Annotated in this window: 17 protein-coding genes; 9 read left to right on the top strand and 8 right to left on the bottom strand. The window is 72.9% G+C overall.

Annotated elements, in window-relative coordinates:
• Positions 1-161 precede the first annotated feature (161 nt).
• Genes Sco07f_RS10260 through Sco07f_RS10245 form a run of 4 tightly spaced genes read left to right on the top strand, consistent with a single transcriptional unit; the run spans position 162 to position 4,122 of the window.
• Complete coding sequence (locus tag Sco07f_RS10260) at positions 162-2,744, top strand: sensor histidine kinase (RefSeq protein WP_108987622.1); 2,583 nt, start codon at positions 162-164, stop codon at positions 2,742-2,744.
• A complete protein-coding gene (locus Sco07f_RS10255; protein ID WP_007445343.1) occupies positions 2,741-3,160 on the top strand; it encodes a roadblock/LC7 domain-containing protein in 420 nt (139 codons plus the stop codon). Before Sco07f_RS10260 ends, Sco07f_RS10255 begins: the two co-directional genes overlap by 4 nt.
• A 1-nt stretch (position 3,161) precedes the next feature.
• Positions 3,162-3,521 (top strand): DUF742 domain-containing protein, encoded by a 360-nt coding sequence (locus Sco07f_RS10250; RefSeq protein WP_007445342.1) that lies wholly within the window; start codon positions 3,162-3,164, stop codon positions 3,519-3,521.
• Positions 3,508-4,122 (top strand): GTP-binding protein, encoded by a 615-nt coding sequence (locus Sco07f_RS10245; protein WP_007445341.1) that lies wholly within the window; start codon positions 3,508-3,510, stop codon positions 4,120-4,122. The genes Sco07f_RS10250 and Sco07f_RS10245 overlap by 14 nt, the downstream gene beginning before the upstream one ends.
• 36 nt (positions 4,123-4,158) lie before the next feature.
• Here the strand turns inward: Sco07f_RS10245 and Sco07f_RS10240 are convergent, their stop codons facing one another.
• From Sco07f_RS10240 to Sco07f_RS10225, 4 genes are all read right to left on the bottom strand, one after another.
• Positions 4,159-5,121 carry an ABC transporter substrate-binding protein gene (locus Sco07f_RS10240; protein ID WP_087789170.1) on the bottom strand — a complete coding sequence of 321 codons (963 nt, stop codon included), beginning with the start codon at positions 5,119-5,121 and terminating at the stop codon, positions 4,159-4,161.
• A gap of 76 nt (positions 5,122-5,197) precedes the next feature.
• On the bottom strand, positions 5,198-5,863 hold the full coding sequence (locus tag Sco07f_RS10235; RefSeq protein WP_007445352.1) for an ABC transporter permease: 666 nt from the start codon (positions 5,861-5,863) through the stop codon (positions 5,198-5,200).
• Positions 5,860-6,561, bottom strand: coding sequence for an ABC transporter permease (locus tag Sco07f_RS10230; RefSeq protein ID WP_007445351.1), 702 nt, complete (start codon positions 6,559-6,561; stop codon positions 5,860-5,862). Before Sco07f_RS10230 ends, Sco07f_RS10235 begins: the two co-directional genes overlap by 4 nt.
• Complete coding sequence (locus Sco07f_RS10225) at positions 6,558-7,712, bottom strand: ABC transporter ATP-binding protein (protein ID WP_174855332.1); 1,155 nt, start codon at positions 7,710-7,712, stop codon at positions 6,558-6,560. Before Sco07f_RS10225 ends, Sco07f_RS10230 begins: the two co-directional genes overlap by 4 nt.
• 279 nt (positions 7,713-7,991) lie before the next feature.
• Here Sco07f_RS10225 and Sco07f_RS10220 point away from each other — a divergent pair, with 279 nt between their 5' ends.
• On the top strand, positions 7,992-8,699 hold the full coding sequence (locus Sco07f_RS10220; RefSeq protein ID WP_244942026.1) for a response regulator transcription factor: 708 nt from the start codon (positions 7,992-7,994) through the stop codon (positions 8,697-8,699).
• Positions 8,696-10,135 carry a sensor histidine kinase gene (locus tag Sco07f_RS10215; RefSeq protein ID WP_108987619.1) on the top strand — a complete coding sequence of 480 codons (1,440 nt, stop codon included), beginning with the start codon at positions 8,696-8,698 and terminating at the stop codon, positions 10,133-10,135. Before Sco07f_RS10220 ends, Sco07f_RS10215 begins: the two co-directional genes overlap by 4 nt.
• Before the next feature lie 15 nt (positions 10,136-10,150).
• Here Sco07f_RS10215 and msrB read toward each other — a convergent pair whose 3' ends face one another.
• The 4 genes from msrB to Sco07f_RS10195 form a co-directional block, all read right to left on the bottom strand.
• Positions 10,151-10,558, bottom strand: a complete 408-nt coding sequence (msrB, locus tag Sco07f_RS10210; RefSeq protein WP_054102334.1) for a peptide-methionine (R)-S-oxide reductase MsrB — start codon at positions 10,556-10,558, stop codon at positions 10,151-10,153.
• Positions 10,559-10,564: 6 nt separating this feature from the next.
• On the bottom strand, positions 10,565-11,977 hold the full coding sequence (gene murC / locus Sco07f_RS10205) for a UDP-N-acetylmuramate--L-alanine ligase (protein ID WP_108987618.1): 1,413 nt from the start codon (positions 11,975-11,977) through the stop codon (positions 10,565-10,567).
• A gap of 74 nt (positions 11,978-12,051) precedes the next feature.
• Positions 12,052-12,525: a hypothetical protein gene (locus Sco07f_RS10200; RefSeq protein WP_007445345.1), complete on the bottom strand. Its 474-nt coding sequence runs from the start codon at positions 12,523-12,525 to the stop codon at positions 12,052-12,054.
• Positions 12,526-12,742: 217 nt separating this feature from the next.
• A complete protein-coding gene (locus tag Sco07f_RS10195; RefSeq protein WP_108987617.1) occupies positions 12,743-13,546 on the bottom strand; it encodes a pyrimidine reductase family protein in 804 nt (267 codons plus the stop codon).
• Between the two features lie 543 nt (positions 13,547-14,089).
• On the opposite strand from Sco07f_RS10195, the gene zapE reads away from it, so the two are divergent.
• The 3 genes from zapE to Sco07f_RS10175 all read left to right on the top strand — a co-directional run bounded on the left by zapE (position 14,090) and on the right by Sco07f_RS10175 (position 16,494).
• A complete protein-coding gene (gene zapE / locus Sco07f_RS10185; RefSeq protein ID WP_244942025.1) occupies positions 14,090-15,226 on the top strand; it encodes a cell division protein ZapE in 1,137 nt (378 codons plus the stop codon).
• Positions 15,227-15,552: 326 nt separating this feature from the next.
• On the top strand, positions 15,553-15,837 hold the full coding sequence (locus tag Sco07f_RS10180) for a hypothetical protein (protein ID WP_244942024.1): 285 nt from the start codon (positions 15,553-15,555) through the stop codon (positions 15,835-15,837).
• Between the two features lie 75 nt (positions 15,838-15,912).
• On the top strand, positions 15,913-16,494 hold the full coding sequence (locus Sco07f_RS10175) for a carbonic anhydrase (RefSeq protein WP_108987615.1): 582 nt from the start codon (positions 15,913-15,915) through the stop codon (positions 16,492-16,494).
• The last annotated feature ends 4 nt before the right edge of the window (positions 16,495-16,498 follow it).

Genomic DNA, 16,498 nt, shown 5'->3' with positions numbered 1-16,498 from the left:
CGCAGTCGAGCGCGGGGGAGTTGGCAACCGACGACAACGCCGCAGATGTGCGTGCCAGGCCCCGCGACCCCGGCAAGATCCAAACGACACCCCCCAGGTCCCACGGCCGACGGCACGCGCCCGCCTCCGCTCCCCTCCCCCACTGATCGCCTAGGACGACGATGTCTGTACGGAAAGGTGCCCGGCGCCGCCTCGGCTCCATACGTCTCTCCCTGATCCTCCTCGCCCTGGTGCCCGGCGTCACCCTCGCGGCCGTGTGGGGCGTCACGACGACCCAGATGTTCTCGGAGGGGCTGCGGCTGCGTGCGCAGACCGAGTTGAGCCGCGACACCGGGGCCATGGGCACCGAGGCGGCCCTCGCCCTGCAGAAGGAGCGCAGTCTGTCGGCCGCCTGGCTCGCCTCACCGGGCGGCGACCGGGCGGCGCTGGACGCGCAGCGCAAGAAGACGGACGAGGCGGTCGCCCAGCTCGTGGGCCAGTCGGACGCGATCGAGAGCGCTCCCGACCGGATCTCGGACCGGATGTACTCGGTACTCGGCTCGGTGGGCAGCCTGGAGTACTACCGCAACCAGGTGGACGACCCCACCGACATCACCCCCGACCAGGCACTCGACCAGTACACCTCGATCGTCGACGAGCAGATCCACGCCTTCCAGGAGCTGTCCCAGGTCGACGACGGAGACCTCACCTCCCGGGCGGGCCCGCTGGTCGCCCTGGAGCACGCCGCCGAGCTGGCCTCCCAGGAGGACGCCCGGCTCACCCTCGCCTGGCCGTCCGACCGGATGGACCAGGAGCAGTGGACCGCCTTCACTCAACTGGTGCACACCCGCCGCTGGCTGGTGCGGGACCAGATCCTGCCGTCGTTGACCGGCTCCGCGAAGACACAGACCGAACGCATCCTCGCGAGCTCCGAGTGGAAGTCCCTCCAGGACGTCGAGGACCAGGTGCTCGAGGCCCGTGCGGCGGACGGGGACGAGCACGGGCGGATCGACCTGCCGGACGCGCGGCAGCGCTGGAACACGGCCTTCGACGCGATCTCCGCCCAGTACACCCAGCTCGTCCGGCAGCAGACGGACGGCCTCCTCGACCGCAGCGCCGAGGAAGCGAGGGGCCTGCTGATCAAGGCCGGCATCCTCAGCGCGGGCGGGCTGATCGCGCTGCTGCTCTGCATCGTCATGTCCTGGCGCATCACGCGCTCGCTGTCCCGGCGGCTGCGCGGTCTGCGGCTGGCCACCCTGAGCCTGGCCGAGGAACGGCTGCCCGACGTGGTGGCGAGGCTGGAGCGCGGCGAGAAGGTCGACGTGGAGTCGGCGACGCCGCCGCTGGACTACGGGCAGGACGAACTCGGCCAGGTGGCGCAGGCGTTCAACACCGCGCAGCGCACCGCCGTGCACACCGCCGTCGAACTCGCCGACACCAGGCGCGGCTTCCAGAAGGTGATCCTGGGCATCGCGCGGCAGAGCCAGAACCTCGTCAACATGCAGCTCGGCAAGCTGGACGCCCTGGAGCGCGAGCACACGGACCCCGACATCCTCAGGGGCCTGTACGAACTGGACTCCACGGCCAGTCAGTTGCGGCGCTACGAGGAGAACCTCGTCATCATCAGCGGTGAGCAGCCCCGGCGTACGTGGCGCGAGCCGGTGTCGCTGGTGGACATCCTGCGCAGCGCCGTGGGCGAGGTCGCCGAGTACCAGCGGGTGGAGCTGCACGCCGACGAGGAGGTGGCCCTCGCCCCGCCCGCGGTGGCCGACGTGATCCACCTGCTGGCCGAGCTGATCGACAACGCCACCTCCTACTCGCCGGCGCCCAACCCGGTCGGGGTGCGCGCGGCGCTGGTGGCCAAGGGCCTGGCCGTCGAGATCGAGGACCGCGGGCTCGGCCTGTCGGAGGAGGACTACGCCTCGTTCAACGCCCAGTTGGCGGTGGCTCCCCAGTTCGACGTGGTGGCGCTCGCCGACGACCTGCGGCTCGGCATGTTCGTCGTCGCCCGCCTGGCGCACCGGCACGGCATCACCGTCACGCTGCGCCCCTCCCCGTACGGCGGGACCACGGCGATCGTGCTGATCCCGCACGACATCGTGGTGCGCGGGACGGACGGCACCGGCACTCCGGCGAACGGCGGCGGCACGCCGCGGACCGCCGGGTTCCCGCACGTCCCCGCACCCGCCCCGGCCGACCCGTCTCCGGCGTCGGCCCCGTCCTCGTCGGAACCGGGCACGGAGCCGGTGCGGGGCGCGGAGCCGGTGCGGGGCGCGGAGCCGGTGCCGGACGCGGGCCCGGTGCCGGCGGTCGTCCCGGCCGGCGGTGCGCGGCCGGTACGGTCGTCCCGGCCGGCGCCGCCGAGCCGGTCCGCGGTCCTGGCCGGCGCCCCGGGCGGCTCCCGCGACGCTTCGCCGGGCGGCACCGCCGAGGAGCGCGGCGGCCTGACGCCGTTGCCCCGCCGGGTGCCGCAGACCAGCCTCGCCGCCGAGCTGCGCGACGAGGACCACGACGGCCGGCGGGACGGCGCGCACGGTCCGTCCGGCGACGACTACGCCGACTTCACGGCCGAGCGCGCCGCCTCGTCCCTCGCGGGTTTCCAGCGCGGCACGCTGCGGGCCCACACCGACGACGACACGGCCGACACGGACGCCACGGACCCCGGCATCCGCACCGATGCCGACGGGCCCGCGCCCTCCGCCGCCTCCGCCGCCCCCTCGACTCCCCCCGCCGACCGCCGACCGCCGACGAAGGACTCGCGATGACCCGACCCTCCCCCGCCACGCACACCGAGCTGGACCAGTTGCTCACCGGACTCGTGGAGCGGGTCGCCGACGTGAACCAGGCCGTGGTGCTCTCCGAGGACGGACTCGTCGTCAGCAAGTCCACCGGGTTCCTGCGCGACGACGCCGAGCGGCTGGCGGCGACCGCGTCCGGCCTGATGAGCCTCAGCAAGGGCGTCAGCATGGACTTCCGGGGCGGTCCGGTGCGCCAGGCGCTCATCGAGATGGCCAACGGCTACCTGATACTCACCTCCGCGGGCCCCGGCGCGCACCTGGTCGTGCTCACCGGGCCGAACGCCGACGTCGGCGTGGTGGCCTACCAGATGAACATGCTGGTGAAGAAGATCGGCGAGCACCTGAGCGCGGCACCGCGGGCCACCGCGGGACCCGGCGAGTGACGTGACCGGAGGCGACGCGGGGGGCCGGCTCGTGCGGCCGTTCACCCTGACCGGCGGCCGGACCCGGCCCAGCCGCGCCGACTTCACCCTCATCACGACGGTGACCGCCGTCGAACCGCAGCCCGTCCGGGCGGCGCGGCCGCAGCCCGAGCACCTGCGGATCCTGCGGCTGTGCGCCGAGCCCCTCGCGGTGGCGGAGGTCGCGGCCCGTCTCGACCTGCCGGTGAGCGTGGTCGTCATCCTGCTCTCGGACCTGCTGGAGGCCGGCCGGATCACCGCCCGGCCGCCGCACCTCGTCTCCCGTGCCACTCCCGACCTGGACCTGCTGCAGAAAGTGAGGGACGGCCTTGGCCGGCTCTGAGCGCGTCGCCGAGACGGCGTCCACGGCACCCGCACGCTCCGCCGCGCCGGACGCGGTGAAGATCCTCGTCGCGGGCGGTTTCGGCGTCGGCAAGACCACGATGGTCGGATCGGTCAGCGAGATCGCCCCGCTGCGCACCGAGGAACCGCTGACCGCGGCGGGCCTGGGCGTCGACGACCTCGCCGGCATCGAGGAGAAGCGGGCCACCACCGTGGCGCTGGACTTCGGCCGGATATCCATCGGCCGGGACCTGGTGCTGTACCTCTTCGGTACGCCCGGTCAGCAGCGGTTCTGGTTCATGTGGAACGACCTGGCGATCGGGGCGCTCGGTGCGGTGGTCCTGGTGGACGTGCGCAGGCCGGAGTCGAGTTTCGCCGCGATCGACTTCTTCGAGCGGCGGGGCATCCCGTTCGTCGTCGCCGTCAACGGCTTCCACGGCCGGCACCCGTACCCGGCCGCGGAGATCCGCGAGGCCCTCGCGCTGCCGGAGCACGTGCAGGTGCTGCTGTGCGACGCGCGGGAGCGGACCTCCAGCCGGGACGTCCTCATCGCCCTGATCGACCAGCTGATCGACGCCGCGGCCGGGACCGCGGCGTCGTGACGGCGGCCCCGGCGACGGCTCCGGCAGCGGCTGCGGTCAGCCGAGGCCCGCGGACTTGAGCCATTCCTTGGCCACGTCCAGCGGGTCCTTCTTGTCCAGCTGGACCTGGGCGTCGAGGTCGAGGAGCGTCTTGGTGTCCAGCTTGGCGGAGACCGCGTTGAGCGTGGCCACGCCCTCCTCGGACAGCCCCTCCTTGTTGACCAGCGGGGTGACGTTCGCGTAGCCGAAGAGGTTCTCCGGGTCCTTCAGGACGACGAACTTCTCCTTGATGATGGTCGGGTCGGTGGTGAAGACGTCCGCCGCCTGCACGGTGTTCTTGGTCAGCGCCGACTGGGTCAGCGGACCGCCCGCGTCGAGCGCCTTGAACGACTTGAACTTCAGCCCGTACACCGACTCCAGCCCCTTGAGGCCCTGCTGCCGGGTCTGGAACTCGGGGGAGCCGCCGATCACCAGGTCCGGTGCGACGTCCTTGAGGTCGGCGAGGGTCGACTCGGCGGTGAGTCCGTGCTTCTTCGCCGTCTCGGCGTTGACGCTCACCGAGTCCTTGTTCTCGGCCGGTGAGGACTCCAGCAGCGTCAGCTTCTTGTCGAGCTTCGCCTTCGCCGCCTCGTTGACCGCGTCGGCGGACTCCTGCTCGGCCTTCGGATCGAGGTAGGCGAGGAGCGAGCCGTTGTACTCCGGCAGCACCGTGACGGACCCGTTCTTCATCAGGCCGTACGTGGTCTCGCGGCTGCCGATGTTGTGCTTGTAGGTGACCTTGAGTCCCTTGGCCTTGAGGGCCTCTCCGTAGATGTCGGCGAGCAGGGTGCTCTCGGCGAAGTTGTTCGAGCCGACGACGACGGTGCCGGCCTCCGCCTTCTCTCCCGCCAGCGGATTGTCGGACGTGTCGTCGGAGTCGGAGGAACAGCCCGCGAGCAGCGCCGCCGCGGCGGTGAGCGCGACGGCGGCCGCGCCGGTGTGCCTCGTCCTGGACCTGCTGCTCTTGGCGGTGAAAGTCATCCGTCGATCCAAACGAGCCACTTGCCGATCAGTCAAGAACGGCCTGGTTACGGTTTCCCGGCCACCGGGTGCGTGGTCAGCGCCGGCGCACTCCCGGCGACACGGCCAGCCGCCCGGCCGCCCAGAACACGGCGAGGGTGACGAGTGCGAGCAGGGCGGTCAGCGTGGCGCCGCCGACCACCTTCTCGTAGTCGCGCTGGTAGAGCCCGTCGATGATGTACCGGCCGAGCCCGCCGAGACTGACGTACGCGGCGATGGTCGCCGTCGACACGACCTGGATGGCGGCCGAGCGCAGTCCGCTGAGGACCAGCGGGAGGGCGACGGGCAGTTCGACCCGGAAGAGGATGCCGGTCTCGTGCATGCCCATGCCGCGCGCCGCGTCCACCGGGGCGGGATCCACGGAGCGGACCGCCTCGTAGGTGGTCACCAGGATCGGCGGGATCGCGAGCACGACCAGGGGGACCATCACGGGCAGCAGACCGATGCCGACGACGACGGCGATCAGCACCAGCAGACCGAAGCTGGGCAGGGCGCGGGCGGCGGTGGCGACGAAGGCGACGGCGTTGCCGCCGCGTCCGGTGTGGCCGGTGAGCAGCCCGACGGGCAGCCCGATCGCGGCGGCGAGGCCGAGGGCCATCAGCGTGTACTGGACGTGCTCCACCAGGCGCGTGGGGATGCCGTCGTAGCCGTGCCAGTGGGCGCTGTCGCTGAAGAAGGCGTTGACGAAGTTCAGGACGTTCACTTGGCGGCCGCCTCCCGGGGCTCGGGCCGCGCGGCGGCCTCCTTGGGGCGTTGCCGCCTGCCCCGCGGCATCCACGGGGTCAGCAGGTTGCGGACCAGGACGAGGACCGCGTCGCACAGGATGGCCAGTACGGCGGTGGTGAGGACGGAGTTGACCGCCAGTTCCGGCCGGCCGTACTTCTGGGCGTCCGCGAGCAGGTTGCCGAGGGCGCCCTGGTTGCCGATGAGGGCGCCGACGCTGACCAGCGAGATGCTGGAGGCGACGGCGACCCGCAGTCCGGCCAGGATCGCGGGCACCGCGATCGGCAACTGCACCTGGAGGTACCGGCGCAGCGGCCCGAAGCCCATGGCCGTGGACGCGGCCAGGGTCTCCTCGGGCACCGACCGCACTCCGTCGACGATCGCCGGGACGAGCACCACCAGGCTGTACACGGCCAGCGGGATCATCACCGTCAGTTCGGTCTGGCCGGTGTAGTCGATGAGGACGACGAAGACGGCCAGCGACGGGATGGCGTAGAAGACGGTCGTCACGCCGAGCACGGGCGGGTACAGCCAGCGGAAGCGCACACAGAGCTGGGCGAGGGGCAGCGCGGCGAGCAGGCCGGCCAGGACCGGCAGCAGTGCCTCGCGCAGGTGCAGGCCGATCAGTCCGAAGTAGGTGTTGTCGAGGTCGCTCGGGATGTCGAAGAAGCCGTTCACGGGGCGACCTTCGTGATGTCGGCGGGCTCCTCGGCCCGCGCGTCGCCGGGGTTCCCGGCTCCGTGGGCGGTGCGGATCGCCTCGCCGATGGCCTGCTGGGAGACGACGCCGGTGACCCGCCCGTCGGTGTCCACGGCGACGGCCCAGCCGGTCGGGGAGAGCACCGCGCAGTCCAGGGCGGCCCGCAGCGAGTCGGTGCCGGGCACGAACGGCCGCCCGTAGGGCAGCAGCCGGCCGGCCGCGAGGTCCCCGGCGCTCAGGTCGTCCGGTGCGGCCCAGCCCAGCGGCCGGTCGTCCGCGTCGGTCACCAGCAGGTGCGCGGCTCCGTCGGCGGCGGCGAGCTGCTCGGCGCCGGCGTCGGCGCGCACGACCGGTCCCGTGGTCAGCTCCAGGGCGGCGGAGGGGAAGAAGGAGAGCCGCCGGATGCCGCGGTCGGCGCCGAGGAAATCCTCGACGAAGTCGTCCGCGGGGTCGGACAGCAGCTCGGCGGGCGGTGCGAACTGGGCGAGCCGGCCGCCGGTGCGCATCACCGCGACCATGGTGCCCAGTTTGATGGCCTCGTCGATGTCGTGGGTGACGAAGACGATGGTCTTGCCCAGTTCGTCCTGGATGCGCAGGAGTTCGTCCTGGAGTCCCTTGCGGACCACGGGGTCGACGGCGGAGAACGGCTCGTCCATGAGCAGCACCGGCGGATCGGCGGCGAGCGCCCGGGCCACGCCCACCCGCTGCTGCTGGCCGCCGGAGAGCTGGTACGGGTAGCGCTTGCCGAGGGAGGCGTCGAGCCCCACGCGTTCCATCAGCTCAGCCGCCCGCTCGCGGGACTTCTGCTTGCCCCGGCCGAGCATGCGGGGCACGGTGGCGATGTTGTCGAGGATCGTGCGGTGCTGGAAGAGCCCCGCGTTCTGGATGACGTACCCCATCGACCGGCGCAGCGTGGTGACCGGTTGCCGCTGGAGGTCCTCGCCGTCGAGCAGGATCGTTCCCTCGCTCGGTTCGACCATCCTGTTGATCATCCGCAGGGTGGTGGTCTTGCCGCAGCCCGAGGGTCCGACGAGGACCGTGATCGAGCGGTCGGGTATCTCCAGCGTCAGCCGGTCGACCGCCACGGTGCCGTCCGGGTACCGCTTGGTGACTGAGTCCATCCGTATCAAAACGCCGAAAACCCTTCGGGACTGGCAGAAGCTGCCCGCTCCGGCCGCGGTCTGCGGGGCCGTCGCCGGTCGAGTGTAGACGGCTGATCCGCGGGGCCCCCGTTGCTCCGGGGCGACTCCTTCCCGCTGCCCGGGGGTTCACACCGGAATCCGCGGGCGCTTCCCGGCCCGGCGGCCGCCTTCCGGTCAGCTGTCGGTCACCTGTCGGTCTGCTGTCGATCGGGCGAGGACGGTCCCCACGCCCTGGGACGCGGGCGGCCGGTGGCGCAGTATGAGCGGGTGGAGAAAGTACGCCTGCTCGTGGTGGACGACGACCCGCCCATCGCCGACCTCGTGGCCACCGTCGCCCGCTACGAGGGCTGGGAGGCGGTCACGGCCAACTCGGGCGAACAGGCGCTGCGCCTGGCCGCCGGGTTCCGGCCGGACATCGTGGTGCTCGACCTGATGCTGCCCGACGTCGACGGCTTCGGGGTCCTGGACCGGCTGCGCGGCGCCGGGACGATGGTGCCGGTGGTCTTCCTCACCGCACGCGACGGGGTGGCCGACCGGGTGGCGGGGCTGACCCGCGGCGGCGACGACTACCTGGTCAAGCCGTTCGCGGTGGAGGAGTTGATGGCCCGGCTGCGCACCGTGCTGCGGCGCAGCACCGGGCCGGGTTTCCGGCGCTCGGTGCTGAAGGTGGCGGACCTGGTGATGGACGAGGACTCCCGTGAGGTGCGCCGCGGCGAACGGCGGCTGGCGCTGACGCCGACCGAGTACGAGGTGCTGCGCTACCTGATGCGCAAGTCGCCGGCGGTGCTGACCAAGGCACAGATCCTCGACCACGTGTGGGAGTACGGCTTCGGCGGCCGGTCCAACGTCGTGGAGCTGGTCGTCAGCCGGCTGCGCCGCAAGCTGGACGGTGCCCACGGCACCGCCGGCTCGGGTGAGCCGCTGATCCAGACGGTGCGGGGCTTCGGCTATGTGATCCGGCAGGCGGCCGGGTGATACGCCGGTGGTGGCGCGCCTACCGCGGCTCGCGGCTCGGCACCCGGCTGGCGCTGGGGCTCGGGGTGCTGTCGCTGGTGGTGTTCGCCGTGGTCGGCACGGTGCTGACGACCTACATGCGGGAGTACCTGGAACGCCAGCTCGCCGACCAGATGAAGCTGGTGCAGGTGGTGCAGTCCAAGGACGCGGCGGCGCACGGCACGGTCGAGCGCAAGCCGTACTACGGCTGGTACACGGCCGTGTACGACGTGTCCGGCGGCTCGGCGGACCTGCGCACGCCCGCCGAGGTGCCGGCCGACAGCGGGGCGCTGGCCGCCCTGGCGCGGACCATGGCCCGCTCGGACGAGGACCTCACCCGTACCGTGCGCATCGGCGGGCACGGCCCCTATCTGCTGCGGGCCTGCGAGGTCGAACCGGGGGTGGTGCTGGTGAGCGCGGCGCCCCTGGGCGACGTCGAGGACACCGTGGAGCAGCTGATCACGGTGCAGGTAGTCGTCTTCGGGCTGGCGCTGGCGGCCCTGGTGGTGTTCGGCCGGCGGATGCTGCGGCGCGGTCTGAAGCCGCTGAGCGACATGGCGAGCACCGCCCACGGCATCGCCTCGCACGACCTGACCGAGTCGGCCGCCCGGCTCTCGCTGCGGGCCGACGGGCGGGACGGCGGCCAGGAGGTGGCGGAGCTGCGGACCGCGTTCAACACGATGCTGGAGCACATCGACGCGTCACTGGCGGTGCGTGCGCGGGCCGAGCAGCGGCTGCGCCGGTTCGTCGCGGACGCCTCCCACGAGCTGCGCACCCCGCTGATGTCCGTACGGGGTTACGCCGACCTCTTCCAGTACGCGCCGGCCAACGCCCCCGGGGAGCGGGAGCGGCACCTGGCCCGGCTGCGCGCCGAGGCGGCCCGGATGGGGACGCTCCTGGACGACCTGCTGCTGCTCGCCCGGCTGGACGCGGACGAGGTGGAGGCGCCGCTGCGGTGGGAGGAGGCGGACCTGGCGGAGCTGGTGCGGCAGGCGGCCGAGGCCTTCCGCGCCGCCCGGCCCGACCGTCCGCTCACGGTGACGGTGGCGTCCGGGCCGCAGGCGCCGCTGCTGCGCCTGGACCCGCAGCGGATCCGGCAGGTGCTGGACAACCTGCTCACCAACGCGGCCGTGCACACCCCGCCCGGCACCAAGGTCTCGGTCACGGTCTCCGGCGCGCCGGGGACGGCCCGGGTGTCGGTCGCCGACACGGGCCCCGGTGTCCCGGCGGCCGACCGCGACCGGATCTTCGACCGCTTCTACCGCGTGGACAAGGCCCGCAGCCGCGACCGGGGCGGCAGCGGCCTGGGCCTGTCCGTCGCCGCCTCACTGGTGCGGGCGCACGGCGGCACGATCGAGCTGGCCGACGGGCCGGGAGCGACGGTGTTCACGGTGACGCTCCCGGCCGGCCGGCGGTGACCCGGACGACAGGCCCTAGCCCTCCGTGGGCGCGAGCCGCAGCGAGATGCTGTTGATGCAGTACCGCTGGTCGGTCGGGGTCGGGTAGCCCTCGCCCTTGAAGACGTGCCCGAGGTGCGAACCGCACCTGGCGCAGCGCACCTCGGTGCGGACCATGCCGTGGGAGCGGTCCTCGATCAGCTCGACCGCGTCGGTGTCGCTCGGGTCGTAGAAGGACGGCCAGCCGCAGTGCGACTCGAACTTGGTCGTGGAGGTGAACAGCTCCGCACCGCAGGCGCGGCAGGAGTAGACGCCCTCGGTCTTGGTGTCGGTGTACTCACCGGTGAAGGCCGGCTCCGTGCCGGCCTGGCGCAGCACGGCGTACTCGGCCGGGGCCAGCTCCGCCCGCCACTGCTCGTCCGGCTTCTCGACGTCGTACGACATGAGTCCTCAGCCCCTTACTTCTTGCTTCGGCTTGCTCGACAGCTCGTCGAGGATGCGCGGTCCGAGGTCGGTGACGTCGCCCGCGCCCATGGTGAGAACGAGATCACCGGCCTTCGCCATTCCCGCGACCAGGGCGGGCGCCGCGTCCTTGTCGTGGACCGGCGTGACGTCCGCGCCCGCGGCGCGGGCCGCCTCGATGATCAGCTCGCTGGTGATGCCCGGGATCGGGTCCTCGCGGGCCGGGTAGATGTCGAGGACGACCGAGGCGTCGGCGAGGTTCAGCGCCTGGCCCATCTCCTTGCCCAGCTCCTGGGTGCGGGAGAAGAGGTGCGGCTGGAAGAGGACCAGGATGCGGGCGTCGCCGACCGCGGCGCGCATGGCCTCCAGGTCGGCGGTCATCTCGGTGGGGTGGTGGGCGTAGGAGTCGACGACCTGGACGCCGGCCGCCTCGCCCTTGAGCTGGAGGCGCCGCTTGACGCCGGTGTAGGCGGCCAGCGCGGGGGCCAGCTCGGCGGCGGGGACGCCGAGGGCCGCGCCCGCGGCGAGGGCGGCGACCGCGTTGTGGGCGTAGTGGCGGCCGGGGACGGAGACGGCGAAGGTCAGCTCGGCCCCGTCGATGACGACGGTGACCTCGCTCTTCAGGCCCTGCGGGACGACGGACAGGATGCGCACGTCGGCGTCCTCCGACTCCCCGTACGTCACCGTCCGTACCCGGCCGGCCAGCCGCCGGGTCAGCTCCCGGGCGCCGTCGTGGTCGGCGGCGATCACCAGGGTGCCGCCGGGGACGATCCGGTCGGCGAAGGTCTCGAAGGACTCGTAGATCTCGTCCATCGAGGCGTAGTTGGCGTGGTGGTCCAGCTCGACGTTGAGGACGATGGCGACCTGGGGCGCGTACTTGTGGAAGCTCCGGTCGCTTTCGTCCGCCTCGGCGACGAAGATCTCGCCGTCGCCGTGCAGGGCGTTGGAGCCGGGGGCGTCCAGGTCGCCGCCGATCGCGTACGAGGGCTCCAGGCCCAGCGCGGACAGGGAGACCGCCAGCATCGAGGTGGTGGTGGTCTTGCCGTGGGTGCCGGCCACGGCGATCGGGCGCAGGCCGTTCATCAGGGCGGCCAGGGCGTCGGAGCGGTGCACGACCGGGATGCCCAGCTCGGCGGCGCGGGCCAGCTCCGGATTGTCCTCGCGGATGGCCGAGGACACGACCACGCAGCTCGCGTCGTCGGCGAGGTGGTCCGCCGCGTGCCCGATGTGCACGGTGGCGCCCAGCGCGCGCAGCGCCTCGGCGGTCGCGGACTCCTTGGCGTCGCTGCCCGCCACGGCGGCGCCGCGCTGGGCGAGGATCTTGGCGATGCCCGACATTCCGGCGCCGCCGATGCCGATGAAGTGCGGTCGGTCCATGGCGGTAGGAAGGCCGGGTGCCATGCGCTGTTCTCCCAGGGTGATCCGTGCGTGATCCGTTGACGGGCGCGCCCCCTCGGCGGGGGCGCGGCACCAGCCTATGCCTTGCTGTGGGAGAAGAGTTTCAGGACCGGTACGCCGACCTTGTGCCGGGCCCGGGAGGCCCAGTCCCGATGGAAGAACTCCTCCACGTAGTGGGGATCGGTCAGGACGATCACTTCGTCCGCCGCGATCTCCATGACCAGGGCCTTGAGCTCCTCCAGCGGGTGGTTCTCGATCAGCCGGCCCTCGGCCCGGGCGCCGGACGCGCGCAGGGCGGCGAGGGACACCTCCAGGGCACGCTCCCCCACACTCTGCGCCTCGCGCCCCTCCGGGGTCTCCCCCTCCCGTACGGCGTCGTCGAGCTCGCCGAGCGCGACGTCGTCGATGGCCCGCAGCAGCCGGTCGGCCTGATCGCCGCGCGGCTGGAGCAGCACGTGGAAGGCGACCTGCTCGTCCCCGTGCAAGGTCGTGACGAACTCCACGTCGGCGGACGTCAGGGCCTTCTCGATCATCAAAACGCTTGTGAACACCAGGCGCCCCTTCTCCTTCGAGGGCCCGTGGGCCCACCCTCCGTAGGCCGTACCGGACCCTGCGGAAACCATCCTGCCCCGCCATCGCACGGGTACTGCCGGATTCAGTGTGCCCGGCGCGGACTAAACGGAACGGAAGATTCCGCCGATTCCCGGATGTGCGGTAACGACCGAACGGCTGTCCGGTCGTCGCCGCCCACGCATGCCCGGGATCGTCCTAGTCACGCCGGTACCGGCTGAAGAGGAAACCTTCCTCCTCCAGCAGGGACGCCAGTGCGAACCGCCGCGGGACCTCGACCGCCGGTCCGCCCGCGATCCGCTGCGCGTCCCCCGCCGTCATCATCGGGGAGACGGTCAGGCACAGCTCGTCGAGCACACCGGCCGTGACGAACTGCCCCAGCAGCCGCGGTCCGCCCTCGGTCAGCAGCCGGGTGTGCCCCAGCCCGGCGAGCGCCGTGACGGCACGGGCCGGGTCGACGCCGACGCCGTCCCCGGCGATCACCACCCGGGCCCCGGCCTTCTCGGCGGCCGCGATCCGGTCGGGGGCCGCGGCGGCGCCGGTCAGGATCAGGGTGGGTACGAGGGGGGAGGTGAACAGCGGCAGGGAGAAGTCCAGCTCCAGGCTCGCGCTGACCACCGCGATCGCCGGCACGGGTGCCTGGCCGGCCGCGCGCCGCGCCTCGGCGAAGTCCGCCCGAGCGCGTGCCGGACGGTACCCCTCCTGGCGTACGGTCTCGGCGCCGGCGACCACCACGTCCGCCAGCGCGCGCAGGGTGCCGAAGATCCGCATGTCGGCCGCGCTGGAGATGGGCTGGGAGCGGCCGTCGTGCTGGGCGGCGCCGTCGAGGGTGGAGACCATGTTGGCCCGCAGCCACGCCCCCCGCCGCCCGTCCGGCTCGGGGTAGGCGTAGGCCGCGGCCAGCTCGGCGAGGCTCCACTCCCGGTCGGTACCGTCGAGGCCCGGGCCGGCTGTCCGGTCGGTCACAGGGGGCACGGGGGGCGCAGGGAACAGGCGTCGCATGCCGTGCAGTGTTCCACGCACCCGGCCGCACAGCCGCCCCAGCCGCGCAGCCGTCCTAGCTGCGCAGCCGTCCTAGCTGCACCGCCGCGCAGCCGCCCAGCCGACCGAGCCGCCCCAGCCGCGCCGCCCCGCCGCCCCGCCGCCCAGCCAACCGAGCCGCCCCAGCTGCGCGCCGTCCCACCACCCCGCCGTCCCACCACCCCGCCGTCCCGCCGTCCCGCCGCCGCCCAGCCTCCCCAGCCGTGCAGCCGTCCTAGCTGCACCGCCGTCCTAGCTGCACCGCTGCGCAGCCGCCCAGCCGCGCAACCGCGGAGCTGCCCGCAGCCGCCCAGCCGCCCAGCCGCGGGCAATCGTGCCGCCAGGGGCGGCACGGGTGGGCGCGGCGGCACCCCGCAACGCCGGGTCACGCGCCCCACCCCCGCTCCGCAGCGACGCCGGACGCCCACACACCACCCCCGGCCACCGCACCCCCACCCCCACACCTCCGCGCAGCGCCCCGTCACAGCGACACCCGCCCCCGAGCAGGGCCTACCATGGACCCCCGTGTCCTCCTCCTCCCCCGCCCCCGGTTCCACCCCCTCCGGCCGCCCCCTCATAGCCGGGGCGGCGTCCGAGTCCGCCCCGCTGTCCCTGTGCGCCCGCGAGCCCCACGTCCCCGCGGACCGCCTGGTCGCCGAGATGGTGCCCCCGCCCCGCTTCGACTCGGTCCGCTTCGGCACGTACATCCCGGACCCGAACCAGCCCAGCCAGACCGAGGCCGTGCGGGTCCTGGAGGGCTTCGCGGGCGGACTCGGCGAGGCCCCCGGCGCGGCGTCCGGCGGCAGGCGCGGGTTCTTCGGGTTCGGCCGCGGCAAGACGCCGAAGGCCCCGGCCGGCCCCCGCGGTGTGTATCTCGACGGCGGCTACGGCGTCGGCAAGACGCACCTGCTGGCCTCCCTGTGGCACGCCACCCCCGCCGAGCCCTCCCGCAAGGCCTTCGGCACCTTCGTGGAGCTGACCAACCTCGTCGGCGCCCTCGGCTTCCAGCAGACCGTGCGGACCCTGTCCGGGCACCGTCTCCTGTGCATCGACGAGTTCGAACTGGACGACCCCGGCGACACCGTCCTCGTCTCCAGCCTGCTCGCCCGGCTCGTGGAGGCGGGTGTGGCGCTCGCCGCCACCTCCAACACGCTGCCCGGCAAGCTCGGCGAGGGCCGCTTCGCGGCGGCCGACTTCCTGCGCGAGATCCAGGGCCTGTCCGCCCACTTCCGCGCCCTGCGCATCGACGGCGAGGACTACCGCCACCGCGGTCTGCCCGAGGCTCCGGCGCCGTACTCCGACGACCAGGTGACCCGCGCGGCACAAGCCACGGAAGGCGCCTCCTTGGACGACTTCCCCGCCCTCCTCGACCACCTCGCCCGCGTCCACCCCAGCCGCTACGGCGCCCTGACCGACGGTCTCACGGCCGTGTGCCTCACCGGGGTGCGCCCGGTGCCGGACCAGTCGACGGCGCTGCGGCTGGTGGTGCTCGCGGACCGGCTCTACGACCGTGAGGTGCCCGTCCTGGCCTCCGGGCTGCCCTTCGACCGGCTCTTCAGCGAGGAGATGCTGAAGGGCGGGTACCGCAAGAAGTACTTCCGGGCGATCTCCCGGCTCACCGCGCTGGCCCGGGACGCGGCGCGGCTCGTCGACTCGGCCTGAGAACAGTCCGTTCGCGCCAACCCACCCGCGATTTTCAGGCTCTCTTCCGCCCGTAACATCACGTTAACCCTGCAAAGCCCATTGCAGGGTTAACGTGTTTCTTGACCGTGCGTTGACCATTCATTGACCACGCGCTGGTCGAGTCATGACGGTGCGCCGACCATGCACCGGCCCACGGTTGAGGCGTGAAGTTCCTGGAGGGGGGCCACATGTTCCTGCGCGCGACGACGCGGACACGACTCCCGCTCCTCGCCGTCCTCCTGGTGGCCCTCCAGTTCTTCGCTCCGTCGGCATCCTTCGCATTAGCGCACACGGGCCGTGACGTCATGGCCAACACCCAGCCCGGAATCATCCTCTCCGGCCCGGCGTCGCACGAAGAACGGGTCACGTGCCACCACACCGGCCGGCCGGGCCACCCCCACGGACCCGCGCGCGTCCGCGACCGGCACCGCACCGCCGCCGCGCCCCAGCCCGAGCCGCCCGAGCGCCCGCTCTCGCACCGGCACACCCCGGCCACCGGCGAACCCCTCGCGTCCGGCGCGGCGGCCCACCACCGGTCCAGACCCGCGCCGGACCACTCCCCCGCGGCACTCCAGGTCTTCCGCTGCTGACGGACGGACGGCACACCCCCGTCTCTGTCCCGCCCGTCCGACGCGCCCCCACGCGCGCCAGGAGGAAACCGAATCATGCAACCCCTCATCGACAACGCCCGTACGTTCGGACAGCGCCCTGAGGAGTTCGCCGGGCACGCCCAAGGCCAGTCGCCCGAAGTCCTGTTCATCACCTGCTCCGACTCCCGGGTCGTCCCGGCCCTGATCACGGGCGCCCGGCCCGGCCGGCTCTTCGAGCTGCGCACCGCGGGCAACATCGTCCCGCCCCACGACTCCGAGCGCCCCTCCGGTGAGGCGGCCACCGTCGAGTACGCCGTCCAGGTCCTCGGCGTCGGCGACATCGTGGTCTGCGGCCACTCGCACTGCGGCGCCGTCGGCGCACTCGTCCGCGGCGACGACCTGACCGCCGTACCCGCCGTGCGCGACTGGCTGGCGCACGCGGCCGACGAGCCGAGGCCGGGCGATCCCGCCGACCCGACGGTCGCGGAGGCCGTACAGCACCACGTACTGGCGCAGCTGCTGCGCCTGCGCTCCTACCCCTGCGTCGAGAGGCGGCTGGCTGAGGGCCGGCTGCGGATGCACGGCTGGTACTACGAGGTCCACACCGGTCTCGTGCGGCAACACCGCGCGGACACCGACACGTTCGAGACCCTGTGAGCGC

It is taken from the genome of Streptomyces coelicoflavus, assembly GCF_003112555.1.
Lineage (GTDB): Bacteria > Actinomycetota > Actinomycetes > Streptomycetales > Streptomycetaceae > Streptomyces > Streptomyces coelicoflavus.
Note: the sequence above shows the minus strand (reverse complement) of the source record. Positions and strands in the feature narration are given on the sequence as shown.

Bases quoted from the DNA above. Each gene is read 5' to 3' on its own strand.
- Sco07f_RS10260 (WP_108987622.1), top strand. From the start codon at position 162: ATGTCTGTACGGAAAGGTGCCCGGCGCCGCCTCGGCTCCATACGTCTC.
- Sco07f_RS10255 (WP_007445343.1), top strand. From the start codon at position 2,741: ATGACCCGACCCTCCCCCGCCACGCACACCGAGCTGGACCAGTTGCTC.
- murC (WP_108987618.1), bottom strand. From the start codon at position 11,977: ATGGCACCCGGCCTTCCTACCGCCATGGACCGACCGCACTTCATCGGC.
- Sco07f_RS10195 (WP_108987617.1), bottom strand. From the start codon at position 13,546: ATGCGACGCCTGTTCCCTGCGCCCCCCGTGCCCCCTGTGACCGACCGG.
- Sco07f_RS10175 (WP_108987615.1), top strand. From the start codon at position 15,913: ATGCAACCCCTCATCGACAACGCCCGTACGTTCGGACAGCGCCCTGAG.
- Sco07f_RS10240 (WP_087789170.1), bottom strand. From the start codon at position 5,121: ATGACTTTCACCGCCAAGAGCAGCAGGTCCAGGACGAGGCACACCGGC.
- Sco07f_RS10180 (WP_244942024.1), top strand. From the start codon at position 15,553: ATGGCCAACACCCAGCCCGGAATCATCCTCTCCGGCCCGGCGTCGCAC.
- msrB (WP_054102334.1), bottom strand. From the start codon at position 10,558: ATGTCGTACGACGTCGAGAAGCCGGACGAGCAGTGGCGGGCGGAGCTG.